Source organism: Blautia sp. AM47-4 (genome assembly GCF_003479865.1).
Classification (GTDB): Bacteria; Bacillota; Clostridia; order Lachnospirales; family Lachnospiraceae; genus Fusicatenibacter; species Fusicatenibacter saccharivorans.
This window is the reverse complement of record NZ_QUHY01000026.1, coordinates 15,901-42,619: the sequence shown is the minus strand read 5'-3', so window position 1 is coordinate 42,619 and position 26,719 is coordinate 15,901. Positions and strand designations below refer to the sequence as shown.

The window sequence follows — 26,719 nt, the reverse complement described above, 5'->3', positions numbered from 1 at the left end:
ATGTTTATAGCGGAAGTAATGAGTTGATTGTTTCATTTATAGCGGAAGTAATGAGTTGATTGTTTCACAGTTGCTAAGTAATTATGTGATTTTTTCATTGTTGTATTGCAATATTGAAAAATTGAAAAACTGTTTCGAGGAATTACAATTAATTTGTAAATCTGAGGGAATTAAAGCATGCGGACGGAATTTCTTTGAAAAATGGATTTTGTTATTACTATATGAAAACAAATACTATTTATTGAAGATAAGTTTACAGTTAAGACGTTTAATGAGACATTTAATAAGGCGTTTGCTAAGGAGATGATGAGATGCCATATTTTACGGTATTTACTTCGACATATAATAGAGGATATACACTTTTCAGATTATATGAGTCGTTGAAAAATCAGGGAACGACAGACTTTGAATGGTTGATTGTTAATGATGGATCGACAGACAATACGCATCAATTAGTTGAAGAGTGGATCAGGAAAGAAAAAGAATTTTCAATTAGATATTTGGAAAAAGAAAATGGAGGAAAACCAAGAGCAATCAATTATGGGATTCGGTATGCGAGAGGTAAATTCTTTTTTATGGTTGATTCTGATGATTTTCTATTACCGAATGCGTTATCAAAAATGAAAAATTGGTGCAAAGAGATTGAAAATAATTCAGATTATATTGGTGTTGGAGCAGCCAGGGGATTTCCAGATGGTTCTTATATAAAGGGTGTTTCACCTATTGTAAACGAACAAGGATATGTAGACGCTACGAATCTACAGAGAATACAATTTAATTTGGATGCAGATATGTGTGAGGCATATAAGACAAAAATATTGAAAAAATATCCGATGCCGGAATGGCCGGGCGAAAAATTTGCACCAGAACAAATCGCATTGAATGAAATTGCGTTGGATGGTTATAAATTGCGGTGGCATTCAGATATTATTTATCAGTGTAATTATCTGGATGATGGCCTTACCAAGGGAAGCAAAGTATTAGAAAAAATAACCCAATGGGTTATGCGATGATGTATTGTCATATGCTGAAATATCCTGAGTGTTCAAAAAAGCAAAAATTTTATGCTGCCTGTCAAGTGGTTGCATTATCAATAGTTGGGGGACATATAGAATATGGTTTTCAAGGACAGAATAAAAGATTGATATTATGCGCACTTATTCCGGGTATTTTTTTAGCAATTCGGCGTAGATATCAATTCAGAAAGGTATCAACATGATTTCAATTATTATACCTATTTTTAACGCAGAAAATTATTTGAAAAGAATGTTAGAAAGCATTTTGGGTCAATCATATCAAAAGTTTGAGTGTATTTTAATTGATGATGGTAGTAGTGATTCATCTTATAGTATATGTAAGGAGTATGAAGAAAAAGATACTCGCATGCGTTGCTTTACGCAGAAAAATCATGGAGTTTCTTACACAAGAAATAAAGGAATAAGTTTGGCAAGAGGAAAATTCATAGCGTTTTTGGACGCTGATGATTTTATTCCACCCAATTATCTGTATGAACTAGTAAAATGTTGCGAAATAGGCGATGTTGCAATATGCGATACAGTGTTTCTTGATGAAAAAGCGGTGAAATTTAGATTTACAGTAGGAAAAACTGTATTAACACGAACCGATGCGATAAATGCTCTTTTGATTCGGAAATCTATTAATTCGGGTCCGGCAGGAAAATTGTACAAAAAAGAATTGATTGCAAATTTAAAATTTCCGTCAATAAAAACATATGAAGATATTCTTTTTACATTGGACGCGTTATTAAATGCAAATAAAATTGTAACGACAGATCGAACACAATATTTTTATGTTGAAAATAATAATGGAGCAATGAGTAAGATGATAAAAAATCCTTCATTGGATATCATTATTGCAACAGAAAGGTTGCTTCAGGTTATCGCACAAAGGAAGGATTTAAAGCCAGAATGTTGTTATGTTACAGTATCCCATTTGTTTCAATATGTAATAGGACTTTTTCAGGAGAATAATTATAGAAATTCAGAATTTGTTGATGGGACAAGAAAATTATTCCGGAAATATATGTGTCTTATTCTTACTTGTAGAGCAATTCCTTGGAAAGAGAAACTTGTGTTTTTTTTATTTGGTCAGGGAATATTTTTGCAAAATGGAAAAAGAATTCATTGGATAAGGAAGGAATGAAAATGGCAAAAATTTATATGTATGCTCATGGCGGGAGTGGAAATCATGGATGCGAAGCAATTGTGCGTTCTACATGTGATATGTTAAACAATCCATTATGGGATGAAATATTGCTCATTTCTTCTAAAACGGAAGAAGATATAAAATATGGGTTAGATAAAATTTGTACAATTAAGAAAGATGTACAGTCATATTCCAAAATAACTTTACCATTTATTCGGGCATATATAGCATTAAAATTAAAAAATGACTATGTGCCGTTAGATAAACTTAACTATAAGAAAACCATTGACATGGTGCATAAAAACGACATTGTATTATCTATAGGCGGTGATAATTATTGTTATGCTGATGTGAATAAATATATTATGCTACATAATATGATGATTTCTAGGGGAGCCAAGACAGTATTATGGGGATGTTCTATCAATCCGGAAGTATTGAGTAATCCGGAAATTGTTAATGATGTGAGACAATATCAGCTTATTACAGCAAGAGAATCTATTACTTATAATGCACTGAAAAAAATAAATCCCAATACCATACTTGTTGCAGATCCTGCATTTGGACTCAAAACAGCATATGCAGAAATTCCATCTAAGTTTATCAATAAAAACATGGTAGGAATTAATTTGAGTCCGATGGTACAAAAAGAAGAAAAGATTTCAGGAATTATAATGAAAAATTATGAGATCTTGATAGAACATATTTTGAAAGAAACAGATATGGCAATTGCATTAATTCCTCATGTAATCTGGGATGACAGTGATGATAGGATACCATTAATGCAGTTGTATGAACGTTATAAAAAAAGTGGAAGAGTTTTAGTAATAGAAGATCAAAATTGTTCAAAACTTAAGTATGCGATTTCAAAATGTAGATTTTTTGTTGGGGCAAGAACGCATTCCACTATTGCGGCATATTCTTCGGGGATACCAACACTGGTTGTAGGATACTCTGTAAAGGCAAGAGGAATTGCTAGGGACTTGTTTGGAGATGAAGAACAGTATAGTTTATCTGTTCAAAGGCTGAAAGAAACAGATGAGTTGCTTAAAAAGTTTAGATGGATATTAGAAAATGAAGAATTAATCAAAAAACAATTAAATAGCAAAATACCAGAAGTTATTAAAAGAGCATTAACTGCAAAAGAATATGTTGAGCGATTACTTTAAAGAGGAGATGGTTCATGTCTAGATTAGAAAATTCTGCTAAGAATATTTTGGGGTCATTTGGGAATAATTTTGTGGCTTCTTTATTAGGCTTGATTTCTAGAACTGTGTTTATCTATACATTGGGAGCGGATTACTTGGGACTATCTGGGCTCTTAAGTAATGTTTTAGGATTTTTGGCGATTGGTGAATTGGGGATTGCAACTGCAATTGGGTTCAGTCTTTATAAGCCTTAGCTGAGAAAGATTATAAGTCCATCAGTACATTAATGTCCGTCTATAGAAAAGCATATTCGGTTATAGGTGTTATTGTGCTTTTAGCTGGAATTATTCTATTTCAATTCTTAGATTTTTTTGTTCCCGTAGAACAACAGCCAGACGGAACAACCTTTGCTTACTTTGCGTTTTTAATTAATACTGTTATTGGTTATTTTTTATCATATAAGACCACACTGATATCCTCAGATAACCAAGCGTTTAGACTGATTCCAATTAATGTATCAATAAATTGTGTTCAAACACTTTTGCAGATTATTGCATTGTTAATTTGGAAAAGTTATATTGTATATTTAACAATACAGATCGGATGCTCGATCGTTTTGATGGCCGCACAAAATTTATACATAACAAAAAAATATGATAAAGTTACTTTTTATTCAAAGGATAGACTGACAGGTGCTCAAAAACAGGAAATTCAAAAAAATATATCAGGATTGATTGTTGCAAAAATAGGAGACTATTTGGTTAATTCAACGGATAATCTTATTATTACAAAACTTGTAAGCTTAGTAGCCACAGGAATATATTCCAACTATCTTTTGATTCGGAATCTGATCAACGGATACATAAGTGCTTTGTTTGCAGGTGTCACTGCTGGAATAGGAAATATAGTGGCAGTGGAGAATGATGAAAAAAAATTAGATGTATTTAATACAATGTTTTTCATTGCCTTTTTTATTTATAGCATAGAAGCTACATGTTTTATGTGTTTATTTAATCCATTTATTGGTGAAATTTGGATTGGTGAAAAATACTTATTTAGAACAGGAACTGTAGCAATTATTGTAATAAATAATTATCTGACAGGATTACGAATGCCACTCATTACCATGAAGGGAGCAGCGGGGAAATATTTAGAAGATGCTTGGGTTCCATTTGCTTTTGCGATTATTAACTTGGTTGCATCTATCTTATTTGCTAAGCCGTTTGGGGTTTCAGGAGTTTTTCTGGGTACAATTGTTGGCAGTCTACTTACTGCTGATTGGTATAGGCCAATTGTAATCTATAGATCTGTATTTCATTGTCCTGTTAGAGCGTATTATAAACGATATGTATTATATGTTTGCTTAGGGATTATCTATATTGCACTGGCATATTGGACTTGCACCTGGATTTCTAGGGGAAATATCTACTTTAGATTTGTAGAAAAAGCGGTTGTTGCTATTGCTATTCCAAGTGGATTTAATTATATTTTGTTTCACCATACCAATGAATTTAATTCTGTAATGAAGCTTATGAAACGTATTGGAAAAAGACCGTTGGGCAAAATTAAAGACTTTTTAAAACGGAGAAATTATGAATAAAAAAGTTAGCATTATTATTCCATGCTTTAATGGAGAACGTTTTATTGATAGATGTTTACATTCTATTGAAATTCAAAATTATCCACATATTGAAGTGGTTGTGGTAAATGATGGATCGATAGATCAAAGTGAATCCAAGATATTGGAATGGAAAGAAGTACTGGAAAATAAAAAGATTTCATTAATATATATTAAACAAAAAAATCAAGGGATTGGAAGCGCAATAAATACCGGCCTGAAATATATTTCTGGAGAGTATTTATTATTATTGGACATCGATGACGAGTATTTGCAAGGTGCATTGTTAGAGCGAGTACAGTTTTTAGAAAGTCATAGGGAAATGGATGTAGTGCGTTCGAATGGGTGGTATGTAAGAAAAAATGGAAAAAGCCTGTTTATTTATCATGAATGTGAGAAAAATATTCAGGATGTTTTTACGGCATTATTGGAAGGGAAGACAAATAATTGGGCTGGAAGTTATATGGTTAGAGTGTCTTCCTTGTTTAAATTTTATCCTGAAAGAGAAATTTATCAATCAAAATATGGACAAAATTTACAACTGTTATTGCCATTGCTTTACAATAAAAAATGTGGATTTATTGATAAACCACATATGAATTATAACCAGCAAGAAAATTCATTAACCAAACTAATGTTGAAAAGAGTAAAAAGAAAAAGAGTTTAGATAATGCGAATGGTTTTCGTGATATTAGAGAACATATGGTTCAGATTATTATTCATGATGAAAGGGAACGAGAATATTATCTAGATATTATACAAAATTTTTACTGGAGAAGTGTCATGCAGATTGCAGGGGTGTATAATGATGACATTTTGATGAAAGAAGCTTTTTTGAAATTAAAAATAAATAAAAATGTACAATTGGATGACTATATTATATATTGTCGTTTGACACATCCTGAACTTGTTTTATTATTACGTTTGTTTAGAAAAATAAAATCTAAATTAGGAAATTTGTGAAGGCAGATCATGCAAAGGGCTATGATGATTATATATATGGCCGTGAGACTATGTGATGCTTATGTCAAAAAAAGTGCAAAAGAATTACAGTATGATTACAACAGGCTTTGTTGAACAGGAAGGTGAAGATTATGCCTAAATTCGCAGATAAAAGTCAATGCACAGGTTGCACTGCCTGTGTAAGCATTTGTCCACGGAACTGTATTCAGATGAAAAAAGATAATGCAGGATTTGAGTTTCCGGTAATTATGGAGCGGTCTGCGTGTATTGCTTGTGGGGCTTGTGAAAGAGTATGTCCCGTGTTAATGAAGAAAAAAGATGATGAAAACCTATCAACGTCTGCATATGCGGCATTCTCTAACAATAATGCACTTCGACTGGAGAGTTCCTCCGGTGGAATTTTCTCTGAGTTAGCAGCTACCATTTTACAGCGAGGCGGAGTGATCTATGGTGCAAGCTATGATGACGAAGGCGTAGTCAGACATATTGAGATCAAAGAGCAAACAGAACTCGGCAAACTACAAGGAGCGAAATATTCGCAAAGTATTTTAGGAGACTGCTTTTTAAGCATAAAAAAACAACTGGATTCCGGACGAATAGTGTTGTTTTCAGGTACACCTTGTCAGGTAGCCGGATTGAAAGCTTTTTTAAAACGAGATTATGAGAATTTGGTCTGCATAGATTTTGTATGTCATGGAGTGCCGTCTCCGATGGTATGGGAAAAATATGTAAAGTATCGATCTCTAACGGATAATAGTGATTCATTTCCACAGCATATAAATTTGCGAAATAAGGAAAGTGGTTGGAGTCATTACGCATACTCGGTTGAATTTGCTTATGCAGACAAGAAACGCTATTTATGTAAAAATGGTGATGATCCCTTCATGCAATTATTTGTAAAAGATTATATTTTGCGGGAATCTTGTAGTAGCTGTCATTTTAAAGGATATCATCGTGTTAGTGATATAACATTAGGCGATTTCTGGGGAATATGGAATATTAATCCCAAAATGGACGATAATAAAGGAACATCTCTTATATTAACGCATACTGCAAAAGGCGAAAAAATGATGAACGCAGTTTCTGAAAACATAAAATGTGAACAAGTTTATTTGGAACAGGCGGCAAGAGAAAATCCATCGTTATTGAGATCATCAGTTCATAAACAAAATAGAGATATTGTTTTAAAAACTATTGAAAGCGAAAATTTTCAGGAAATATTGCCATTACTTCAAGTAAAACAACCACAAAGGCGAAGTAAGAAGGAAATAATTAAGCGTGTACTCAAAAAGCTGTGTGGGTTAGGATGAGTCACGATAACGGAGGACATTATCAATGAAATGGCTACGGCAGCACAAATGGACGCTCATTATCAGCGTACTTCTATTCCTCGGAATCACAAACTGCCAAAACCTCGACCAATCAAAACACTCCCTAAGCTACTCTTCCTATCAGATCCCCTCCGACAAAATCGATACCCCAATCCGGATTTTGCAGCTGACGGATCTGCACAACAGCGAGTTTGGAGAAGACAATCAGGAGCTGATTGACCGGATAGCAAGTCAGTCGCCCGATCTGATTCTGCTTACAGGGGATCTGTTAAATTCCGGAGAGCCTGTCACAGAGATTGCTACCAATTTAATTTCTTCTCTATGTGAGATTGCTCCCGTCTATCTGTCCCTGGGAAATCATGAGATAGAATACCGGGACAATTTTGGCACAGACATCACACAATTGTATCAGGACGCCGGTGCAATCGTTCTGGAGCACCAATACCGGGATATTACTGTAAAAGGCCAGTCTCTTCGCATCGGCGGCATTTACGGTTACTGCCTGCCGGACAAATACCTGGAAACGGAAGAAGCTGATCTTAGCGAATGCATGTTTCTGTGGGATTTTGAGAATACCGACCGTTACAAGATCCTGCTTAGTCATCTTCCGATTGCCTGGCTGAAAAATGATGCCCTGGAGGAATGGAACATGGACTGCGTGTTTTCCGGCCATCTTCACGGAGGGCAGGTCATTTTACCTGGGATCGGCGGTGTATATGCGCCGGATATGGGCTGGTTTCCGGGACGGCTGAAGGGTGTTTTTGATTCGAAGGATGGAAAACGGCATCTGGTTTTGTCTGCGGGGCTTGGAAATACGGAGGTGATTCCGCGGTTCAACAATATTCCGGAGATTGTCTGCGTGGATCTTGTACCGGAAGGAGGATGGTGAAAAAACTTGCACATGGATTAGGACTGCGAATGTTACGGTTCGCGGGGAACCAGTGAACCGTAACTTAATCTGGGCATATTGGTTCACAGGATCGGCTGGCAGCTTGACATGCCGCCGGTCCTGTATTATAATAACGATGTTCACGAAAATGAAAGGAAAGATGTACATGAACAAACAGGAATCGGATATTTTGAACGTGATCCTGCAATACCACTGCCGGAACCAGCGTGCGCTGGCGGAGCGGTGTGGGTTTTCACTGGGAATGGTAAACCGTTCGGTGAAAGCGCTGCAGGGGCAGGGTTTTTTAACAACAGATATGGAGCTGACGGAAAAAGCCAAGCTTGAGATGGCAAAGCATCGCCCGAAAAACGCGGTGATTCTGGCTGCCGGATATGGAATGCGGATGGTGCCGATTAATATGGAAACGCCGAAAGGACTTTTGGAAGTAGAGGGGGAACCGCTGATCGAGCGGCTGATCCGTCAGCTTCATGCGGTAAAGGTGAAGGAAATTTATGTTGTCGTTGGTTTTAAAAAGGAACAGTACGATTATCTGGTTGACCGGTATGGCGTGAAGCTGGTTGTCAATATGGAGTATGCAGAGAAAAACAACCTGCATTCCCTGGCAAAGGTATTGCCGCAGCTTGGTGAAACGTATCTTATGCCGTGCGACCTCTGGTGCCGGGAAAATCCGTTTTCGGAGTATGAGTGGTATTCCTGGTATCTGGTGAGCGATGCAAAAGATCCCGACAGTACGGTTCGTGTGAGCCGGAAGTGGGAGCTTGTGCCCCAAGGCGGGGAAAAAGAAGGAAATCATATGATCGGCATCAGCTATCTGACGGATTCTGTGGCACAGTCGATGGCGCGGCGAATCGAAACGATGGTACAGGATCGCCGGTATGACCATGTTTTCTGGGAGGATGCCCTTTTTGCGGAAAACGGGATGCCGGTGCAGGCAAAGCTTGTCCCGGAAGGTGCTGTGGTGGAGATCAATACCTACGAGCAGCTGCGGGAGCTGGATGAAAATTCGGATCAGCTGAAGTCGGATGCGATGGCAGAAATTGAACGGGTGCTTTCGGTTTCCGGGGAGGAGATCACGGGGATTGAGGTCCTGAAAAAGGGAATGACAAACCGTTCGTTTTTATTCCGCTGTCGCGGCGGGCGGTATATTATGAGGATTCCGGGGGAAGGTACGAGTCTTCTGATCAACCGCAGGCAGGAGGCGGCGGTATATCGGACGCTGGACGGAAAGGGAATCTGCGATGAAATCGTGTCGATCAATCCGGAAAACGGCTATAAGATTACGAAATATCTGGAAGGCGCGCGTGTCTGCGATCCGGAAAAGCCGGAGGATGTGCAGGCCTGTATGAAAAAGCTCCGCTCCTTCCATGAGGAGCATCTGAATGTGGAGCATACGTTTTCTCTGTTTGAACAGATCGCATACTATGAAAGTCTGTGGGAGGGGGAACCGTCTGTTTATCGGGATTACAGCACGACGAAAGCGCATGTGCTGGAGCTTGAGGCTTATCTGGAAGCACAGCCGAAGGTGTGGACGCTGACGCATATTGATGCGGTGCCGGATAATTTTCTGTTTGTGGAGAAAAACGGTGGAACGGAAATCCGTCTGATTGACTGGGAATATGCGGGCATGCAGGATGCACATGTGGATCTGGCGATGTTCTGCATTTACGCCATGTATGACCGTCCGCAGGTGGATGCGCTGATCGACTGCTATTTTACGGAAGGCTGTCCGCAGGAGGTGCGCACGAAGATTTACGCATACATTGCGGTGTGCGGGCTTTTATGGAGCAACTGGTGTGAGTACAAGAGCCGGTTAGGCGTGGAGTTTGGCGAGTATTCGCTGAAACAGTACCGATATGCTAAGGATTACTATAAACTTGTTAAGCAGGAGCTTGCCAAAAGCAAAGGTCAGGAAGAATAAGAGGGTGGAAGAATGAAAGCGATGGATGTGGGGCAGAGACCGGAAAGTGAAACTCAGCAGAAAAATCATGTAGAACGTGCAATTATCATGGCGGCGGGAACGGGAACGCGGATGCGGCCGGTAACGCTTACTACGCCGAAACCGCTGATCCGTGTGAAGGGTGTCCGCATGATTGATACGGTGATTCAGGCGCTGCATGAAAATGGAATTTATGAGATTTATGTAGTAGTGGGATATCGGAAAGAGCAGTTTGCGTGCCTTACCGCAGAATATAAAGGTGTGACACTGATCGAAAATCCATACTGGGATTCCTGCAATAATATTGCATCGCTCTATGTGGCGCGGGAACAGTTGGAAAATGCAATGATTCTGGATGGGGATCAGATTATATACAAAAAAGAAATTCTTGCACCGGAATTTACGCATTCTGGCTACAATGCTGTCTGGACGGACGAAAAGACGGATGAATGGCTGATGCAGGTGAAGGATGGAATCGTGTGTTCCTGTAGCCGGACCGGCGGTAAGGGCGGCTGGCAGCTCTTCAGTGTATCACGTTGGAACCGGGAGGACGGAAAGCGGCTGAAACGCCACCTGGAACTGGAATTTGAAAAAAAACAGAACCGTCAGATTTACTGGGATGATGTGGCGATGTTCTGTCATTTTGAAGAATATGAGCTTGGCATTTATCCTATGCAGGAAGGCGATCTGATTGAGATTGATGATTTCTCGGAACTCTGCGATCTGGATCCGTCTTACTGCGGATATGAGGCACAGGGGCAGGAAAAATCAGAAGAAAAATAAGCTGGATCGGGCAGTATAGCAGAAAGGAACAGAAAACATGAATACAGTTGATGAAAACAGAGTGGCGAAAAAGAAACAGAGCGGAAAAATACGGAAAAAAGGTCAGATTGACTGGATGATCACGCTGCTGCCGCTGGGACTGATTGCAGCGCTCAGCATTTTGTTTTTCCTCCTGCCGGAACAGTCCAACACAGTTCTTGCGAAGGTACGCTTCTTCTTGGGAGATACCTTTGGAGTCTATTATCTTGCAATTGGCCTTGGCGTTTTTCTGCTCTCTTTGTATCTGGCATTTTCAAAATATGGCGATATTGTGTTAGGAGAGCAGGATGAGAAACCGAAATATTCTTTTTTTGCCTGGGGATCCATGATGTTTACGTGCGGCCTTGCGGCAGACATTCTGTTTTATTCTTTTGCAGAATGGGTGATGTATGCTGCTGATCCGCAGATTGAAAAGATGGGCGGAATCCAGGAGTGGGCGGGCGTGTACCCGCTGTTTCACTGGAGTCTGATTCCGTGGGGCTTTTATCTCGTTCTCGCTGCCGCATTTGGGTTTATGCTGCACGTGCGGAAACGGAACCGGCAGCGGTATTCAGAAGCCTGCCGTCCGATTATGGGAAAACAGACGGACGGCATCGGCGGACGGCTGATTGATCTGCTGGCGGTATTTGCACTCCTTGCAGGAACGGCAACGACATTCAGCGTGGCAACGCCGCTGATGGCAAGTGCAATCAATGCATTGTTTCATATCAATCTGGACCGGAACGCAGTGACAATTGTGATTCTGCTGATTACGTGTTTTGTGTACACGTATTCGCTGCTTCACGGCTTCCGCGGAATCGGTTTTCTGGCAAAGCTCTGCATCTATCTGTTTTTCGGGCTACTGGCGTACGTGCTGCTGTTCGGCGGACAGACGCGGTATATTATCGAGACGGGATTTTCATCGCTGGGACGGATGATTCAGTATTTCCCGACGTTGGCGACCGATACCGATCCGCTGCGCGAGACGCATTTTCCGCAGAACTGGACTATTTATTACTGGGCATACTGGATGGTATGGTGCGTGGCGGCGCCATTTTTTATCGGAAGTATTTCCCGGGGAAGAACGGTGCGGCAGACAATCCTTGGCGGATATGGATTCGGCGTTGGCTCCACGATTTTAAGCTTTATCATCCTGGGAAATGAATCGATGGGGATGCAGATGGCGGGAAAAGCGGATTTTATCGCGCGGTATGCCAAAGACGGTGATCTCTATGGAATGATTATCGCCATGATCCAGAAGATCCCGTGTGCATCGCTGGTTCTTGTCGTTCTGCTGCTCACGATGATTGCCTTTTATGCGACCTCGTTTGATTCGATTGCGCTGACGGTTTCCTGCTACAGCTACCGCCGTCTGGAAGAGGGACAGCAGCCATCGAAAGCGATTCAGCTTATGTGGTGCCTTCTGCTGATTCTGCTTCCGATTGCACTGGTCTTTTCCGAAAGCTCTATGAGCAATCTGCAGTCGGTCAGTATCGTGGCAGCGTTTCCGATCGGAATGGTAATTCTTCTGATTGTGGCGGGATTCCTAAAGGATGCCGGAGCATATCTGAAAGAAATAAAGAAGAAATGATTTTTTATGCAGCATGAAAATAGAGCCGGATTTCTATTTGGCGGAAATCCGGCTGTGTGCATTTCAGACAGTGTAGGTCTATACAAACAGTGTACACCCCTGCCGCTTGAACTGTTCGATCTTTTCGTCAATGAGCTCCGGCGTTACACCGAGATGCTCGGCAAGACACTGCTTGCAGAAAAACTGTTCTGCGCCGCGGTTGATAAATTTACGGTGGGCGCCGATCTCGTTATGTGTGAGTTCTTTGCCGCACTGCATACAGCGTGCCATCAGAGTTTTACGACCTTTGCACGGTATACTTTTGATGCAAACGGCTCGAGTTCTGTGACAAGGGATGCATTGTTTGCACACAGGTTCTCGCCGGTCCAGACCTCAGTAAGTTCCAGAGTACGGCCAGTGGAGAACGGAAGGCCGATCTCATCCAGATTCATGGCTGCACGCGATTTTTCATCACTGAGATTGAACATGCCGATAGCAAGATTTCCGTTTGCGAGCGCTTTTACATAAATCAGAACGTTGTCATTCCATGCATGGTTTTTCACTTTATACGGCTGACGGCAGAGCGGATCCTGGTTGATGCGGATCATTTCGTCATTCATGAGAATGCGGCGGGTTTCGTCGCTCATCTCGCGGATGTCGCAGCCGATCATCAGCGGGGAGCCAAGGAATGCCCACAGTGCATAGTGTGTCTGATACTGGACATCGCTGCAGCCGGCCAGTCCAACATTTCCTTTTCCATGCATGCCGACGATCAGCATGTCCATATCGTTGAAGCAGCCGACGCCGTTGTACGGATGCAGTTTTTCCTGCTGTGCCACGAGATCTTTGACAGAATCCCAGGTATCAAAGATGTCGCCGGTGGAACGCCACATGGAAGCGCCGGTTTCTTTGATCCACTCATGCGTTTCATCAGCACCCCAGGAGCAGGCAGAGAAGAGAATGTCGCGGCCGCAGTTCTCGAGTGCCAGTCCCATGCGGCGGTACAGATATTTTCCGTGCAGGATCGGACTGTGGTAGCAGTAGTCGTATTTTAAGAAATCAACATCCCAGGATGCGAAAGTTTCCGCATCGACAAATTCGTGCTCATAGCTGCCAGGGTAGCCGGCACACGTCATGTTTCCGGCGCAGGAATACATACCGAATTTCAGCCCTTTGGAATGAACGTAATCGGCAACGGCTTTCATACCATACGGAAATTTTTCCGGATCCGGCACAAGACGGCCGTTTTCATCGCGTTCACGTAAAGACCAGCAGTCGTCGATGACAAGATATTCGTATCCTTTATCGCGCAGGCCGCTCTCGGCCATGACATCAGCAGTTTCAAAAATCATTTTTTCATTGATATTTTCTCCGAAGGTGTTCCAGGAATTCCAGCCCATCGGCGGTGTAAGTTTGATCATAGTATTGACCTCCCGTAAGTTTTGATGTACTTTGAGTATAGATGGATTTCCAGAGCAAAACCATGGAATTTTAAGACAAAAGCATGGATTTTTGCTTCATAAAGAATAAAATACGGGAAAAGGAAAGAATATGCTTGTATCAGAAATGAACGGGATCCGGCCTGTCGATGCCGGGCGGCAGGACTGCCATGATCTGCATTCCTGGGGGCCGGGTGTACGGCAGTGCTATATTATACATTATATTATAAGCGGAAAGGGAACGTTTACCTGCGGGAAAAAGACGTACACGCTTACCGCCGGACAGAGCTTTTTAATCTGTCCAGAGCAGGTGGTGCAGTACGCGCCGGATGAGAACGAGCCGTGGGAATATGTGTGGGTTGATTTTGTCGGGGAACAATGCCGGCAGATTCTGGCACGGTCGGTACTGAACCCACAGCAGCCGGCGGCGCCGCCTCTCCGTCAGGAAAGGCTTCTGCCGTATTTTGAGCGTCTCTGCCAGATGGAACTCTATCGCCGGAACAGCCAGGAGGCCGTCGGTGTGCTGCTTGCGCTTCTGGGCGTGTACCAGGATCTGGCGGAGCCGCAGCGGGAGGAGAGAAAGAAGGAGGATCCGCGGATTATGGAGCGATGGCTCTGATTGCCGCAGGGTATCACAGGAGTGAGTTCTGCGCGGAGACAATTGCGCGGAAAATGGCGGTCAGCCGCACAACGCTGAACCGTCTGTTTCAGAAGAAAATCGGCTGGTCACCAGGACAGTATCTGCTGGAATATCGGCTGCAGCAGTCAGAAAAGCTGCTGCAGATGGGGATGACGGTCAAACAGACGGCGCTGTCGTGCGGATTTGAAGATCCCTTTTACTATTCCCGTGTGTTCCGGAAACACTATGGAATGCCGCCGTCGGATTACCGGCTGGAGTTTGCAGAAATTCAGTGAACGGCGGGCGTTACCGCTCGTCGGAGAGATAATTCCGCATAGAGCGCAGGGCGGACTTTTCCAGCCGGCTGACCTGCGCCTGCGAGATGCCGATTTCCCGGGCAACCTCCATCTGGGTCTGCCCTCATAGAAACGCATGCGGATGATCTGGCGTTCGCGCTCATTGAGACGGGCGACCGCGTCCTGCAGGGCGAGGTTCTGCACCCAGTTTTCTTCTTTATTTTTCTTATCACTTAACTGATCCATGACATACAGGGTATCGCCGCCTTCCGTGTAGACGGGCTCATACAGACTCATTGGGCTTTGGATTGCATCGAGGGCATAGACGATATCCTCTTTTCCAATGCCGATTTCAGCGGCGATTTCCTCGATCGAAGGCTCTTTCTGGTTCTGCTTGAGATAAAGTTCGCGGGCGCAGATGGCGCGGTAGGCAGTATCCCTGAGGGAACGGCTGACGCGGATCGCATTGTTGTCACGCAGATACCGCCGGATTTCACCGATGATCATCGGCACGGCATAGGTGGAGAAACGGACGTTTAAGGTCGTGTCGAAGTTATCAATCGCCTTAATCAGGCCGATACAGCCGATCTGAAAGAGATCGTCGGCGTTTTCACTGCTGTTGGAGAAGCGCTTGATCACGCTTAAGACAAGGCGCAGATTGCCCTGAATGTAGCGTTCGCGGGCAGCAGCATCTCCTTCGCGGGCCTTTTTCAGCAGAGTCTCTTTTTCTTCGGCATTCAGTACGGGAAGGCGTGATGTATTGACTCCGCACAGTTCAACTTTATTGATCGCCATGGTATGCATCCTCCTGAAACATGGAACGTATGGTTACCGTTCGTTACTGTTATACGTTCATGATTGGCAGTTGGCGGGACGAATATACGAGAGCCCGGAAAATTTCATAAAGTTTTAGTCCTTGACAAAGCTTTTGGAAAATGATTTCCTGCTATTGTAGAAACGGCGGAAAGTGTGATAAGATAAGGGAAGTGTACGAAATGCGAGGTCTTGTTTTATGATGAGTGGAAAGGAACGAAGAGAAGAGATTCTTCAAAGAATAACAAACAGTAAGACGCCGGTCTCCGGTGCAGCGCTGGCGAAGAGCTGTGAAGTCAGCCGTCAGGTGATTGTCCAGGACATTGCCCTGATCCGCGCTGCCGGATACGATGTGATTGCGACAAACCGCGGCTACATCTGCAGCAGCCCGGTGAGAGAGACGCGGGTCTTTGAGGTGAATCACACGGATGAGCAGATGCAGGACGAGCTGAATACAATTGTGGATTTCGGCGGCGTTGTGCTGGATGTGATTGTGCGTCACGAGGTTTACGGAGAACTGCGGGCGGAACTGAATATCAGTTCACGAAATAAGGTGGCACTGTTTATGGAAGAAATCCGGCAGGGAAAATCACGGCCGCTAAAGAATATCACATCAGGGGAACATTTTCATACCGTATCGGCAGACTCTGCGCAGACCCTGGATCTGATTGAAGAGGAACTGCGAAAGAAAGACTACCTGGTGCGGAGTGTGAAATAGGGGAAAAAGCCCTTATTTTCACAAAAAACTGTTATTCGAAAAAATTTTAAATTTTTTTAAAAAAGGTGTTGACTTTTCTCTTAGGATAGTGTAATATACATGATGTCAGCGGGAACGAGTGATAAACAAAGAGTTCTAAAGCGACAAAGAAATGTGCGTTTAGCTCAGCTGGATAGAGCGTTTGGCTACGGACCAAAAGGTCGGGGGTTCGAATCCTCTAACGCACGGACGGTAACCGTCTTGGTGAAAACCAGGGCGGTTTTTTCGTATGCAGAATGAAAAATAAAACAAGCGGCCTTTTGGTCAGCAGCCAGACGGCCGCACTTTTTGAAAAAATCATGGGGAAATAACTTGTACGCTCATTGACACAAGTGAGATACATCTCCTATAATAAAGCCAAATTTAAGATCTCGAAAGGGGACAAGTTATGGCTAAGTTAGTAATTGATGCGAACAGAAAGCTTTCAAAAATCAATAAGGAAATCCAGGGACAGTTTTCGGAGCATCTGGGAAGATGTATTTATGAAGGACTCTATGTAGGAGAAAATTCCGATATTCCGAACGTGAACGGAATGCGTACCGATGTTGTTGAAGCACTGAAAAATATCAAAGTTCCGGTACTGCGCTGGCCGGGCGGATGTTTTGCAGATGAATATCACTGGAAAGACGGTATCGGACCGAAAGAAAGCCGCAAAAAAATGATCAACACCAACTGGGGCGGTGTTGTCGAGGACAACAGCTTTGGTACCCACGAGTTCTTTGAGCTCTGCCGCCAGATCGGATGTGAGACCTATATCAATGGAAATATGGGAAGCGGTACCGTACAGGAGATGTCGGAGTGGGTTGAATATATGACATTTGACGGGGTATCTCCGATGGCAGACCTTCGCGCGGAAAATGGCCACGAAAAGCCGTGGACTGTCGATTTCTTCGGTGTCGGCAATGAGAACTGGGGCTGCGGCGGAAATATGAATCCGGAATTCTACGGAAATATGTACCGCAGATATCAGACCTTTGTGCGTGATTACGATGGAAACAAAAAGATCCGGAAGATTGCCTGCGGTGCCAATGCGGATGATTATGAGTGGACGCAGGAAGTGATGAAAGCATGCTTCCGCAGAACCTCCCCGCAGCAGCACGGCATGATGGATGGACTGTCCCTTCATTACTATACGGTTCCGGAAACCTGGGATCACAAGGGCAGTGCAACGGAATTTGCGGAAAAAGACTGGTATAAGACCATGAAAAAGACGATGTACATGGAAGAGCTGATCCGCCGTCACAGCGCCATTATGGATCAGTACGACCCGGACAAAAAGGTAGGCATGATCGTGGATGAGTGGGGTACCTGGTATGATGTGGAGCCTGGAACGAATCCGGGATTTCTGTATCAGCAGAATACCATGCGTGACGCACTGGTCGCAGGTATCAACCTGAATCTTTTCAACAAACACAGCGACCGCGTCAAGATGGCAAATATCGCACAGATGGTCAATGTTCTGCAGTCGATGATCCTGACCGAGGGGGAAAAGATGGTCAAAACTCCGACGTATCATGTTTTCGATCTGTATCAGGTACATCAGGAAAATGATCTTCTGGCAAGCTCTCTGGAAACGGAGCAGGTTGGTCTGGAAGACGAATACATGGTTCCGAATCTGACGGAATCTGTTTCGGTAGATGCCAACGGTGTACTTCATATTACGATGACGAATGTGGATCTGGAGAAAGCATATCCGGTAGAGGCGGTACTTCTTGGAAAAGAAGTCGGCGAGATCAAAGCCGAGATCGTAACCGGCCATATGCAGGATAAAAACACCTTTGAAGCGCCGGAGACGGTTGGCGTTCAGGGCTTTGACGGTGTGCAGGCAACAAAAGAGGGAATTTCCTTTACCATTCCGGCATGCAGTGTGCTTCATATCGCCGTAAAATAGGGAAACCATAAAAACCAGAAGATATTTGGGATGAAAAAAGATTCGGTTCCGGAGGAGTTTGATGGACGGAAATACCAGGATCTGTAAAAAATGCCTGCTTCGTGAGATGGACGAGGCAGGCTTTTTTCAGAATATGTACGATTATATTGCGAGAATTCCGGCGGACGATAAAACGCCGGAGGAGGAATACGAGCGGCGGCTTTCGATCTGTAAGGAATGCGAAAAGCTGCTGTCCGGCATGTGCCGCATGTGCGGCTGCTACGTGGAGATGCGGGCAGCGATTGCACTGCGGGACTGCCCGGGGAAAAAGTGGTAGCAAAAGAGAAACCCCGCACAGCGGATCCTGTGAAAACAACGGATCCCTGTGCGGGGTTTTGAGAATCAGCGAAGTCGGTAAGATCAGTTGGGACTTGTTTGCGTCTCCGTTGCGACTTTCGGATCCTTGAAATAGCGGGACAGCTCGGCACGGAGATGAACAGCGTCAGAAATTCGGCGACCGGAATCGACAGCCACACACCGTTGGTGCCAAGCACGAGCGGCAGAAGCAGCGCGGAGAGAACGATAAAGACGAAGGTTCGCAAAAAAGAAATCAAAGCAGAGGTCTTTCCGTCTGACAGTGCCGTAAAAATGCCGGAGGCGACGATATTCGTACCGCAGAACAGGTAAGCGATGGAGAACAGATATCCGCCGTGGCGTGTCAGTTCAAAGCCGTACGTGCCTTTCTGCATGAAAACGGCGGAAATAACAGGAGAACCGAAGGCAGCCACAAGTGCAATGATCACAGAGCTTACCACGACGAAGCGGATACTGATGCGGTAAAGCCGGATCAGCCGCTGTTTGTTCCGGCTGCCGTAGTTGAAGCTGAACACAGGTGCAACGCCGATACTGTAGCCGAGGTACAGCGCAACAAAGAGAAACTGTCCGTACAGAATCGCCGTGATGGCGGCAACACCGATTTCGCCCTCGAATTTCAGCATCAGCATGTTGAAAAGGTAAGTGACAACGGCTGCGGAAAGATTGCTGACCATCTCGGAGGAACCGTTGAAGCAGCTTGTGGAGAGCAGGCCTTTGGAAAACTCCGGCCTGGTGAAACGAAGGCCTTTTCGGGCAAAGGTAAAGTATAAAATACCGGCAACGGACGGGATACACTGGCCAAGGCCGGTGGCAAGGGCCGCTCCCGCAACACCGAGATGGAGCGGGACGACAAACAGATAGTCCAGAATCATGTTGGTAATGCCGGCGGACACCGTAAGGGAAAGTCCGAGTCCCGGGCGCCCTGCCGTTACAAAGAAGGACTGGAACAGCGCCTGGAGAAGACAGACCGGGGCAAAGGAAAGGATCGTCCGCAGATAGGCGGTACCGTAATCCATCAGCACCGGTGTTGCACCGAGCAGACTGCAGATCTGACGGCAAAACAGGTTGCCGAGCACTGCGCCCAGAATACCGATGATCAGTGTGGTAAGGGTAAGGGCAGAAAAGTTACGGTTGGCTTCCTCCAGTTTTCCCTGTCCGATCTTTGCGGCGACAACGGCGCTGCCTCCGGTACCGAACATGATGCCGACGGCAAGAAGAATGCTGACGGCAGGATAGACGATATTGGCGGCGGAAAGCGCCATGCTGTCCACGTACTGTGCGATGAAAAAGCCATCCACAATACTGTAGAGAGACATAAAGATCATCATGATGATCGATGGAAACGCAAACTTCAGCAGGGAGCGGAAGTTGAAATCCTTGGCGAGTGACTGGCTCATAATCAAAAACCTCCTTTTTTATGTGTGAAAAGCCTTTTTCAGACACGCTTTAGATGGGAAAGATTTCTTGTGAAAATTTGAATCGTTTGCTATTATAAAGGATAGGGTAACCCTATAGTCAAGTGCAAAAAAGGTGAAAAACAGGAAAAATTCCGAGAGCACATATTCAGGAAAAGGAGTCAGAAATGGGAAAACAGGAGTATTTAAGCGCGGGGCGATTTGCAGCGCTGGTAGGCACGACAAAGGAAACGCTCTTCCATTATGATGAGATTGGGCTGTTCGTACCAAAAAGAAGAGGGACAAACGGCTACCGGTATTATGCGATGGATCAGATGGAAACGTTTGATGTGATCGGAATGCTGCGGGAGCTGGGCATGCCGCTGGCAGAGATTCGAAATTATCTGGAACAGCGAAGTCCCGAAAAATTCGGAGTACTGCTGGAACAGGAGGAGAAGGTGGTGCGTGAAAAAATGCAGCGGCTCCGCGAGATGCAGCGCTGGATAGGGGAAAAGAAGCGGTTTCTGGCACAGGCATCGGCGGAATGCCGTGAGGCGTTTGAAAAAAATCCCTTCTGTCCTGTGGGGATTCATACCCTGCCATTGCAGTATCTTGTCACAAATCACAGCGAATCAGCGGATAATCTGGCAGTCAATCAGAAAATCGGAGAGCTCTATGCTTACTGCGGGCAATACGGAAATCGAAGTTCGTATAATGTGGGGTTTGTTCAGAAACGGGAAACACTGGAAACGGGGAATTTTCTGGATTACCGTGATTTTTATCTGATTTTTGATCGTGTGCCGGCGAAAGTGCGATACACGGTTCGGCTGGAGGGAGAGTATCTTTGTTATTATTATAAAGGACCATGGCAGGGAATTGAAGCGGCGTACCGGAAGCTGTTCCGGTATGCCACGGAACAGAGACTTTTGCTGGACGACCGCTTTTATGAGGAATATATGGTGGACGCGCTGACCAGTCAGGAAATGGAACAGTATATTACGAGAATCGCCGTAAAAATTTTAAGATAGACAGGTAGGAGGGGAAAAAACAAGATTTTCACAAACTTTTTTCATTCTCCTCTTGACCATGACGCAACGTCACCCATTATAGTGAGGGTACAACAAGTTGAATTGACATAAAACTGAGACGATAAACACACCAAAAAGGAGAAAAAGCATGAAAGTATTAGTAACAGGCGGAGCCGGATTTATCGGCGGAAACTTCGTACATCACATGGTAAACAAATACCCGGACTATCAGATCGTAAACCTGGACCTGCTGACCTATGCGGGAAACCTGGAGACTCTGAAACCGGTTGAGGACAAACCGAACTACAAATTTGTAAAAGGTGATATCGCAGACGAAGCTTTCATCATGGATCTGTTTGAAAAAGAGAAATTTGACGTTGTTGTCAACTTCGCAGCAGAGAGCCATGTAGACCGTTCCATCGAGGATCCTGGCATCTTTGTTCAGACCAACGTAATGGGAACCCGTGTACTGCTGGATGCTTCCAGAAAATTCGGCGTAAAGAGATATCATCAGGTATCTACCGATGAAGTTTACGGAGACCTTCCGCTGGATCGCCCGGACCTGTTCTTTACAGAGAATACCCCGATCCACACCTCCAGCCCGTACTCTGCATCCAAGGCAAGCGCAGACCTGTTTGTACTGGCTTACCACAGAACCTTCGGTACCCCGGTTACCGTTTCCAGATGCTCCAACAACTACGGCCCGTATCACTTCCCGGAAAAGCTGATTCCGCTTATGATCAGCCGCGCACTGGCAGACGAAGAGCTTCCGGTATACGGAAACGGTGAGAATGTCAGAGACTGGCTGCACGTATCCGACCATTGTGAAGCAATCGACCTGATTATCCATAAAGGTAAAGTAGGCGAGGTTTACAACATTGGCGGACACAACGAGAGAACAAACCTTCAGGTAGTACAGACCATCCTGAAAGCTCTGGACAAACCGGAATCTCTGATCAAATACGTAAAAGACCGCCCGGGCCATGACAGAAGATATGCAATCGACCCGACCAAGATCGAGACTGAACTTGGATGGAAACCAAAATACAATTTCGATACCGGAATTGCACAGACAATCCAGTGGTATCTGGACAATGAAGACTGGTGGAAACACATCATCAGCGGTGAGTATCAGAACTACTTTGCTGAGATGTACAAAGACCGTCTGTAAGAGAGAAAAGTGAAATGCAAAGGCCGCAAAAAGCGGCTTTTGCGAAGGAGTGGTGGATATGGATCAATATTATACCACTGGTGAATTTGCCCGGATGGCCCATGTGACCATTCGGACAATTCGCTATTACGACAAAAAAGGGCTGCTGAAGCCGAGCTTTATTAACGAATCCGGTTATCGGATGTATTCGGATGAGGATTTTCTGAAGCTGCAGAAAATTTTATCGCTGAAATATCTCGGATTTTCCCTGAATGAGATCGGAAATATGACGATTCACGATACGAGTGCGGATATTCTGAAATCATTGAAAATGCAGATCGGACTTGTGCACAAGAAGATGGAAAATCTGGAACAGATGGAAAAGGCGCTGCAGAATACGACACAGATTCTGGAGGAGACGAACCAGATCGACTGGACCGGCATTCTGAACCTGATTCATCTGACCGATATGGAAAAGATGCTGGTGGAGCAGTACAAAAACGGGGAAAACCTGAATATCCGTATTTCGCTGCACGAGCAGTATTCCCAAAATAAAAAGGGATGGTTCCCGTGGCTTCTGGAACAGATGGATTTTGACGGTGCGCGCCGGATTCTGGAGATTGGCTGCGGAAACGGACAGCTCTGGAAAAAAGCGGAGCCATCCGTGCTGAAAGGAAAGTATATCTGTCTGTCTGACCTGTCGGACGGCATGATCCGGGATGCGGCGGAAAATCTGGGAGAAGAAAAGGCATCCTGTTTTGATTTCCGGACACTGGACTGCCAGAAGCTTCCGTTTCCGGATGCGGAATACGACCGGATTATTGCAAATCATGTTTTGTTCTATGTCCAGAATCTGTCCCGCGGTCTGCAGGAAATCAGCCGTGTGCTTTCAGATGACGGCGTGTTCTACTGCAGTACGTATGGAAAAGGCCATATGAAAGAGATTACCGATCTGGTACAGGAGTTTGATCCGCAGATCAATCTTTCGGAGGTGGCGCTGTATACTATTTTTGGTCTGGATCACGGAGAAAAGCAGTTAAAGCCTTATTTTGGCAGCGTAGAGAAAAGAATCTACGAGGACAGTCTCTGGGTCGACCGGCCGGAGCCGCTTCTGGACTATATCCTTTCCTGCCATGGAAATCAGAATGAGTATCTGTATCCGAGACAGCGGGAATTCAAAGAATTTCTGGAAAAGAAAATTCAGAAACACGGCGGAATTGCGATCACAAAAGAGGCAGGGGTTTTCATCTGCAGAAAATAACGGGAGAGGCCGACATGAAAATGGAGGTCTCTTTTTTATCCCTCATTTTAGGCAAGTTTGACAAAAATGTTAAAAAATAAATACAGAGTATGTTTTTTGTATTGCCAGAGATCACAAAAGGATGTATACTAAAGTAGAATGTCTAAGTATGCGTGACTTGAAGAAAGAACACAAAAAGAGGGATAAGGTATGAAGGAATTATTTGATGTACACTGCCATATGGTCCCGGGGGTAGACGACGGTGCAGCTGACCTGGAAGAGTCGCTGGCGATGCTGAAAATGCAGCACGAGGACGGGGTCAGGAAGATTATCATCACACCGCATTATCGGCGGCGGATGTTTGAAACACCGGCAAAAAAGGTACATGAGCAGTTTCTGAAACTGCAGGAAGCGGCAAAAAAGGAATATCCGGATATGTCGCTTTATCTCGGGTGTGAACTTCACTCGAACATGGATCTTCAGGATATCCTGGAAAAACGGAAATATGTGACCATGGCCGGTTCATCCTATGTTCTGTTGGAATTTTCCGAGGGAGATTCCGCACAGCATATCCGTGAGAGAGTCTACAATGTACTGTCCTGCGGTTATGAACCGATTATCGCGCATGTGGAGCGCTATCAGGCAACGGTAAAGAGCGTCGGATTTTCCAGCGATCTGGTGGATATGGGCGCAAGACTGCAGGTGAATGTGGAAAGTATACTTGGAAAGTATACGTGGGGGGCAAAACGCTACTGCAGAAAACTGATGAAGGAAGATCTGCTCGGTTTTGTCGGCAGCGATTCCCACAACACAAAAACACGTATTCCCAACATAGGAGCAGGCGCTGCCTATGTTTCAAAAAAAATGGGAGAGGCATATGCCGAAAGGATTTTCCACGATAATCCGATGGAAATCTTAAGGGATGCCGGAGAAATCTAAAAAAAGTCAGGAGAAGAAGATGGAAACGAATCAACAGAATCAGGATGAAATTGAAATCGATTTACTGGAACTGCTTCGTGTGCTCTGGAGCAAAATTGGCTATGTGATTTTAGCTGCATTGGCACTTGGCCTTCTGATGGTACTGGTCAGCAAAGTATTTATGAAGCCGCAGTATGAATCGACGACAAAAATGTATGTACTGTCAAAACAGGACAGCAGCAGTACTGTAACAAGTGGAGATCTGCAGGCAAGTTCTCTTTTAACCAAAGACTATGCGGAGCTGATTCAGAGCCGTCAGGTTGTTGAAACCGTTATTGCACAGTTAAATCTGGATCTTACCTATGAGGAGTTTTTGAACAAAATTACTGTTACTACACAGAACGATACGCGTATCCTTTCGATTACAGTAAAAGACGAAGATCCGTATGTAGCAAGCCAGATGGCGGATGCAATCCGTGTAGCAGCATCAGATCATATTCAGAACGTTATGAACACAGAAGCTGTAAATGTGGTAGATGAGGCGAATATTCCAGATGAGCCGGTAAGCCCAAGTATTAAGAAAAACGGGCTGATCGGTGCAATAGCAGGTGCATTTATCGCGATTGTCATCATCATTATTGTTTATCTGACAAATGACACCATCCAGACCTCCGAAGATGTAGAACGTTATCTGGGTGTCAGTACACTCGGCATAATTCCTCTTGCAGAAGGACAGAAAAAGAGCAAGAAGAAAAACAAAAACGGCCGTGGAAGAAAGAAATAAGGGAGGATACGGAACGTGAATCAGGTAGTAGTAAAACAGGAAAAATCAGGCTATCAGATTGTGGAAGCCTACAAATCTCTTCGGACCAACCTTCAGTTCTGCGGAGAAGATAAGAAAGTAATCGCGGTTACAAGCTGTACACCAAATGAGGGAAAGAGCAGTGTTTCTATGCAGCTCGGCATTTCTCTTGCAGAGAGCGGAAAAAGAGTGATTTTGATCGATGCCGATCTTCGGAAATCGGTTCTTCTTGGAAGAACGAAAACACAGAAATCTGTTCGCGGACTGGCACACTTCCTGTCCGGTCAGGCAACTCTGGAGGATGTCATCTGTTCTACCAATGTAAAGAACTTTTACATGATTTATTCCGGCCCGTTTCCGCCGAATCCGGCAGAGCTTCTGGGGGGAAAGAACTTCCGAAGTCTTTTAAATGCACTTCGTAAAGTTTACGATTATGTGATTGTGGATACTCCTCCGCTTGGAAGCGTTATCGACAGTGCAATCGTTGCAGAAATCTGTGATGGTTCAATCATGGTCATTGAGTCCGGTGTGATCAGCTATCGTTTTGCACAGGAAGTAAAGAGCCAGCTCGAGAGAAGTAACTGCCCGCTGCTTGGCGTTGTCCTGAACAAGGTGGATATGCAGAAACAGGCGTATGGTAAATACGGAAAATACGGTCAGTACAAATATGGAGATTACGGCCAGGAGGAGGACGATTAACTGCCATGAAAAAGGGATTGTTGCAGGTTTGATTGTCCTGTGCGTGGCGCTAGGAGCCGGTACAGCAGCTGTCGTAGTGACGGACGACCGAAAAGGCCCGGAAATCGAGCTTCCAGCTGATGGGGATGTAACGTATGAGGAAGGCAGTGATACAGCGCCTTTGCTGGAAGGCGTTACTGCAACGGATGAGAAAGACGGAGATGTGACAGATTCGCTGATGATTGAAAACATTTTCCCGAACGATGACCATACCAGTGCATCGGTTGTCTATGCGGCAAAGGACAGTCACAATAATGTATCAAAAGCAACACGCCGCGTGAATTATAAAGCTGCAGCGGAAGATACCCCGGCGGAAAATGAGGCTACGCAGGAAACGGATAACAGTGGGGCGGCAGATGAGTCTGCACCGGCAACAGAGGAGCCGCAGCAGAATGACACAGAGGGCACAAAAAATGAGACAGATGCGCAGATGGAAATCGAAGCACTGCCGGCGGAAAGCCCAAAACTGTACCTGAATACGTATGAAGTAACAGTGGAAGCCGGAAACGATCTGGACAAAACCAGCTATATCAAAGAGATGACCGATGATGCAGACAGCCAGGAGTCACTCTTTAACCAGATTGAGATCGACGGCGATGTGGATACTGCAGTGCCGGGAGATTACACGCTGACGTATCATGTGACGGACAGCGATGGAAACAGATCAAATGCAGCGGTGCTTACCGTACACGTTCAGTAAGAATAGAAGAACTGCTCTGATGGGGATGCCCGATCGGGGCAGTTCTTTTTTCAAGTTTTTACGGCGCGAGTAAAATTTGACAGCCAAAATGAGTATGGTAGAGTGAGAAAGAAAGACGGCAGAAGGGGGCAGAGGAG

General features: G+C 44.5%; 26 protein-coding genes, 1 tRNA gene and 1 pseudogene. 24 read left to right on the top strand and 4 right to left on the bottom strand.

Annotated features, from left to right (window positions below):
* Nucleotides 1-311 precede the first annotated feature (311 nt).
* The 12 genes from DW965_RS14975 (at nt 312) to DW965_RS14920 (ending at nt 12,464) form a co-directional block, all read left to right on the top strand.
* A complete protein-coding gene (locus DW965_RS14975; RefSeq protein WP_119198570.1) occupies nt 312-1,013 on the top strand; it encodes a glycosyltransferase family 2 protein in 702 nt (233 codons plus the stop codon).
* Between the two features lie 202 nt (nt 1,014-1,215).
* Nucleotides 1,216-2,163 (top strand): glycosyltransferase family 2 protein, encoded by a 948-nt coding sequence (locus DW965_RS14970; RefSeq protein WP_117509381.1) that lies wholly within the window; start codon nt 1,216-1,218, stop codon nt 2,161-2,163.
* A gap of 2 nt (nt 2,164-2,165) precedes the next feature.
* Nucleotides 2,166-3,335, top strand: a complete 1,170-nt coding sequence (locus DW965_RS14965) for a polysaccharide pyruvyl transferase family protein (protein ID WP_117509380.1) — start codon at nt 2,166-2,168, stop codon at nt 3,333-3,335.
* A 14-nt stretch (nt 3,336-3,349) separates the two neighbouring features.
* Entirely contained in the window at nt 3,350-3,568 is a 219-nt protein-coding gene (locus DW965_RS14960) for a hypothetical protein (protein WP_119198569.1), read from the top strand.
* Nucleotides 3,569-3,642: 74 nt separating this feature from the next.
* Nucleotides 3,643-4,914 (top strand): lipopolysaccharide biosynthesis protein, encoded by a 1,272-nt coding sequence (locus tag DW965_RS14955; protein WP_147398803.1) that lies wholly within the window; start codon nt 3,643-3,645, stop codon nt 4,912-4,914.
* Nucleotides 4,907-5,599 carry a glycosyltransferase family 2 protein gene (locus DW965_RS14950; RefSeq protein ID WP_119198567.1) on the top strand — a complete coding sequence of 231 codons (693 nt, stop codon included), beginning with the start codon at nt 4,907-4,909 and terminating at the stop codon, nt 5,597-5,599. Before DW965_RS14955 ends, DW965_RS14950 begins: the two co-directional genes overlap by 8 nt.
* Nucleotides 5,600-5,634: 35 nt before the next feature.
* Nucleotides 5,635-5,895: a hypothetical protein gene (locus DW965_RS14945; protein ID WP_119198566.1), complete on the top strand. Its 261-nt coding sequence runs from the start codon at nt 5,635-5,637 to the stop codon at nt 5,893-5,895.
* Between the two features lie 131 nt (nt 5,896-6,026).
* Complete coding sequence (locus DW965_RS14940) at nt 6,027-7,205, top strand: Coenzyme F420 hydrogenase/dehydrogenase, beta subunit C-terminal domain (RefSeq protein ID WP_117509377.1); 1,179 nt, start codon at nt 6,027-6,029, stop codon at nt 7,203-7,205.
* 25 nt (nt 7,206-7,230) lie between these two features.
* Nucleotides 7,231-8,115 (top strand): metallophosphoesterase, encoded by an 885-nt coding sequence (locus DW965_RS14935; RefSeq protein ID WP_119198565.1) that lies wholly within the window; start codon nt 7,231-7,233, stop codon nt 8,113-8,115.
* A gap of 166 nt (nt 8,116-8,281) precedes the next feature.
* On the top strand, nt 8,282-10,054 hold the full coding sequence (locus DW965_RS14930; RefSeq protein WP_119198564.1) for an NTP transferase domain-containing protein: 1,773 nt from the start codon (nt 8,282-8,284) through the stop codon (nt 10,052-10,054).
* A 12-nt stretch (nt 10,055-10,066) separates the two neighbouring features.
* Nucleotides 10,067-10,855, top strand: a complete 789-nt coding sequence (locus DW965_RS14925; protein ID WP_243036649.1) for an NTP transferase domain-containing protein — start codon at nt 10,067-10,069, stop codon at nt 10,853-10,855.
* A 37-nt stretch (nt 10,856-10,892) separates the two neighbouring features.
* Entirely contained in the window at nt 10,893-12,464 is a 1,572-nt protein-coding gene (locus tag DW965_RS14920) for a BCCT family transporter (protein WP_022461560.1), read from the top strand.
* Nucleotides 12,465-12,542: 78 nt separating this feature from the next.
* Here DW965_RS14920 and DW965_RS14915 read toward each other — a convergent pair whose 3' ends face one another.
* Together DW965_RS14915 and DW965_RS14910 are read right to left on the bottom strand one after the other, a co-directional pair.
* Nucleotides 12,543-12,734, bottom strand: coding sequence for a hypothetical protein (locus DW965_RS14915; RefSeq protein WP_022461561.1), 192 nt, complete (start codon nt 12,732-12,734; stop codon nt 12,543-12,545).
* The gene (locus tag DW965_RS14910) at nt 12,734-13,864 is read right to left on the bottom strand and encodes a glycoside hydrolase family 27 protein (protein WP_118595036.1); all 1,131 of its coding nucleotides are present in this window, start codon (nt 13,862-13,864) and stop codon (nt 12,734-12,736) included. Before DW965_RS14910 ends, DW965_RS14915 begins: the two co-directional genes overlap by 1 nt.
* A gap of 130 nt (nt 13,865-13,994) precedes the next feature.
* Here DW965_RS14910 and DW965_RS14905 point away from each other — a divergent pair, with 130 nt between their 5' ends.
* Together DW965_RS14905 and DW965_RS22240 are read left to right on the top strand one after the other, a co-directional pair.
* A complete protein-coding gene (locus tag DW965_RS14905) occupies nt 13,995-14,501 on the top strand; it encodes an AraC family ligand binding domain-containing protein (protein ID WP_117813730.1) in 507 nt (168 codons plus the stop codon).
* Nucleotides 14,492-14,797 carry a helix-turn-helix transcriptional regulator gene (locus tag DW965_RS22240; RefSeq protein ID WP_117813732.1) on the top strand — a complete coding sequence of 102 codons (306 nt, stop codon included), beginning with the start codon at nt 14,492-14,494 and terminating at the stop codon, nt 14,795-14,797. Before DW965_RS14905 ends, DW965_RS22240 begins: the two co-directional genes overlap by 10 nt.
* 10 nt (nt 14,798-14,807) lie before the next feature.
* Here the strand turns inward: DW965_RS22240 and sigG are convergent.
* Nucleotides 14,808-15,592: pseudogene (gene sigG, locus DW965_RS14895) on the bottom strand (RNA polymerase sporulation sigma factor SigG).
* A 220-nt stretch (nt 15,593-15,812) separates the two neighbouring features.
* On the opposite strand from sigG, the gene DW965_RS14890 reads away from it, so the two are divergent.
* From DW965_RS14890 to DW965_RS14880, 3 genes are all read left to right on the top strand, one after another.
* Nucleotides 15,813-16,328 (top strand): transcription repressor NadR, encoded by a 516-nt coding sequence (locus DW965_RS14890; RefSeq protein ID WP_119198571.1) that lies wholly within the window; start codon nt 15,813-15,815, stop codon nt 16,326-16,328.
* A gap of 153 nt (nt 16,329-16,481) precedes the next feature.
* A tRNA-Arg gene (locus DW965_RS14885) sits at nt 16,482-16,555 on the top strand.
* Between the two features lie 200 nt (nt 16,556-16,755).
* Nucleotides 16,756-18,258: an alpha-N-arabinofuranosidase gene (locus DW965_RS14880; protein WP_119198563.1), complete on the top strand. Its 1,503-nt coding sequence runs from the start codon at nt 16,756-16,758 to the stop codon at nt 18,256-18,258.
* Here the strand turns inward: DW965_RS14880 and DW965_RS22645 are convergent.
* On the bottom strand, nt 18,240-20,009 hold the full coding sequence (locus tag DW965_RS22645) for an MATE family efflux transporter (protein WP_330421219.1): 1,770 nt from the start codon (nt 20,007-20,009) through the stop codon (nt 18,240-18,242). The genes DW965_RS14880 and DW965_RS22645 overlap by 19 nt on opposite strands.
* Nucleotides 20,010-20,194: 185 nt before the next feature.
* On the opposite strand from DW965_RS22645, the gene DW965_RS14865 reads away from it, so the two are divergent.
* From DW965_RS14865 to DW965_RS14835, 7 genes are all read left to right on the top strand, one after another.
* Nucleotides 20,195-21,034 carry a MerR family transcriptional regulator gene (locus DW965_RS14865; RefSeq protein WP_118595033.1) on the top strand — a complete coding sequence of 280 codons (840 nt, stop codon included), beginning with the start codon at nt 20,195-20,197 and terminating at the stop codon, nt 21,032-21,034.
* A gap of 148 nt (nt 21,035-21,182) precedes the next feature.
* Nucleotides 21,183-22,205: a dTDP-glucose 4,6-dehydratase gene (gene rfbB / locus DW965_RS14860; protein ID WP_022461570.1), complete on the top strand. Its 1,023-nt coding sequence runs from the start codon at nt 21,183-21,185 to the stop codon at nt 22,203-22,205.
* Between the two features lie 58 nt (nt 22,206-22,263).
* Nucleotides 22,264-23,445, top strand: coding sequence for a MerR family transcriptional regulator (locus tag DW965_RS14855; RefSeq protein ID WP_117802055.1), 1,182 nt, complete (start codon nt 22,264-22,266; stop codon nt 23,443-23,445).
* Between the two features lie 189 nt (nt 23,446-23,634).
* Nucleotides 23,635-24,363: a CpsB/CapC family capsule biosynthesis tyrosine phosphatase gene (locus DW965_RS14850; protein WP_055227942.1), complete on the top strand. Its 729-nt coding sequence runs from the start codon at nt 23,635-23,637 to the stop codon at nt 24,361-24,363.
* A gap of 19 nt (nt 24,364-24,382) precedes the next feature.
* Nucleotides 24,383-25,126: a YveK family protein gene (locus tag DW965_RS14845; protein WP_055228010.1), complete on the top strand. Its 744-nt coding sequence runs from the start codon at nt 24,383-24,385 to the stop codon at nt 25,124-25,126.
* Between the two features lie 15 nt (nt 25,127-25,141).
* Complete coding sequence (locus DW965_RS14840; RefSeq protein WP_055227943.1) at nt 25,142-25,843, top strand: polysaccharide biosynthesis tyrosine autokinase; 702 nt, start codon at nt 25,142-25,144, stop codon at nt 25,841-25,843.
* Complete coding sequence (locus DW965_RS14835; RefSeq protein ID WP_119198562.1) at nt 25,779-26,582, top strand: immunoglobulin-like domain-containing protein; 804 nt, start codon at nt 25,779-25,781, stop codon at nt 26,580-26,582. The genes DW965_RS14840 and DW965_RS14835 overlap by 65 nt, the downstream gene beginning before the upstream one ends.
* Nucleotides 26,583-26,719: the final 137 nt, after the last annotated feature.

Coding starts and splice junctions, on each gene's coding strand:
- DW965_RS14960 (WP_119198569.1), top strand. CDS start 3,350: ATGTCTAGATTAGAAAATTCTGCTAAGAATATTTTGGGGTCATTTGGG.
- DW965_RS14945 (WP_119198566.1), top strand. CDS start 5,635: ATGGTTCAGATTATTATTCATGATGAAAGGGAACGAGAATATTATCTA.
- DW965_RS14925 (WP_243036649.1), top strand. CDS start 10,067: ATGAAAGCGATGGATGTGGGGCAGAGACCGGAAAGTGAAACTCAGCAG.
- DW965_RS14935 (WP_119198565.1), top strand. CDS start 7,231: ATGAAATGGCTACGGCAGCACAAATGGACGCTCATTATCAGCGTACTT.
- DW965_RS14975 (WP_119198570.1), top strand. CDS start 312: ATGCCATATTTTACGGTATTTACTTCGACATATAATAGAGGATATACA.
- DW965_RS22240 (WP_117813732.1), top strand. CDS start 14,492: ATGGCTCTGATTGCCGCAGGGTATCACAGGAGTGAGTTCTGCGCGGAG.
- DW965_RS14835 (WP_119198562.1), top strand. CDS start 25,779: ATGGTAAATACGGAAAATACGGTCAGTACAAATATGGAGATTACGGCC.
- DW965_RS14915 (WP_022461561.1), bottom strand. CDS start 12,734: ATGGCACGCTGTATGCAGTGCGGCAAAGAACTCACACATAACGAGATC.
- DW965_RS14950 (WP_119198567.1), top strand. CDS start 4,907: ATGAATAAAAAAGTTAGCATTATTATTCCATGCTTTAATGGAGAACGT.
- DW965_RS14970 (WP_117509381.1), top strand. CDS start 1,216: ATGATTTCAATTATTATACCTATTTTTAACGCAGAAAATTATTTGAAA.
- rfbB (WP_022461570.1), top strand. CDS start 21,183: ATGAAAGTATTAGTAACAGGCGGAGCCGGATTTATCGGCGGAAACTTC.
- DW965_RS14930 (WP_119198564.1), top strand. CDS start 8,282: ATGAACAAACAGGAATCGGATATTTTGAACGTGATCCTGCAATACCAC.
- DW965_RS14920 (WP_022461560.1), top strand. CDS start 10,893: ATGAATACAGTTGATGAAAACAGAGTGGCGAAAAAGAAACAGAGCGGA.
- DW965_RS14855 (WP_117802055.1), top strand. CDS start 22,264: ATGGATCAATATTATACCACTGGTGAATTTGCCCGGATGGCCCATGTG.
- DW965_RS14850 (WP_055227942.1), top strand. CDS start 23,635: ATGAAGGAATTATTTGATGTACACTGCCATATGGTCCCGGGGGTAGAC.
- DW965_RS14905 (WP_117813730.1), top strand. CDS start 13,995: ATGCTTGTATCAGAAATGAACGGGATCCGGCCTGTCGATGCCGGGCGG.
- DW965_RS14880 (WP_119198563.1), top strand. CDS start 16,756: ATGGCTAAGTTAGTAATTGATGCGAACAGAAAGCTTTCAAAAATCAAT.
- DW965_RS14940 (WP_117509377.1), top strand. CDS start 6,027: ATGCCTAAATTCGCAGATAAAAGTCAATGCACAGGTTGCACTGCCTGT.
- DW965_RS14845 (WP_055228010.1), top strand. CDS start 24,383: ATGGAAACGAATCAACAGAATCAGGATGAAATTGAAATCGATTTACTG.
- DW965_RS14965 (WP_117509380.1), top strand. CDS start 2,166: ATGGCAAAAATTTATATGTATGCTCATGGCGGGAGTGGAAATCATGGA.
- DW965_RS14910 (WP_118595036.1), bottom strand. CDS start 13,864: ATGATCAAACTTACACCGCCGATGGGCTGGAATTCCTGGAACACCTTC.
- DW965_RS22645 (WP_330421219.1), bottom strand. CDS start 20,009: ATGAGCCAGTCACTCGCCAAGGATTTCAACTTCCGCTCCCTGCTGAAG.
- DW965_RS14865 (WP_118595033.1), top strand. CDS start 20,195: ATGGGAAAACAGGAGTATTTAAGCGCGGGGCGATTTGCAGCGCTGGTA.
- DW965_RS14890 (WP_119198571.1), top strand. CDS start 15,813: ATGAGTGGAAAGGAACGAAGAGAAGAGATTCTTCAAAGAATAACAAAC.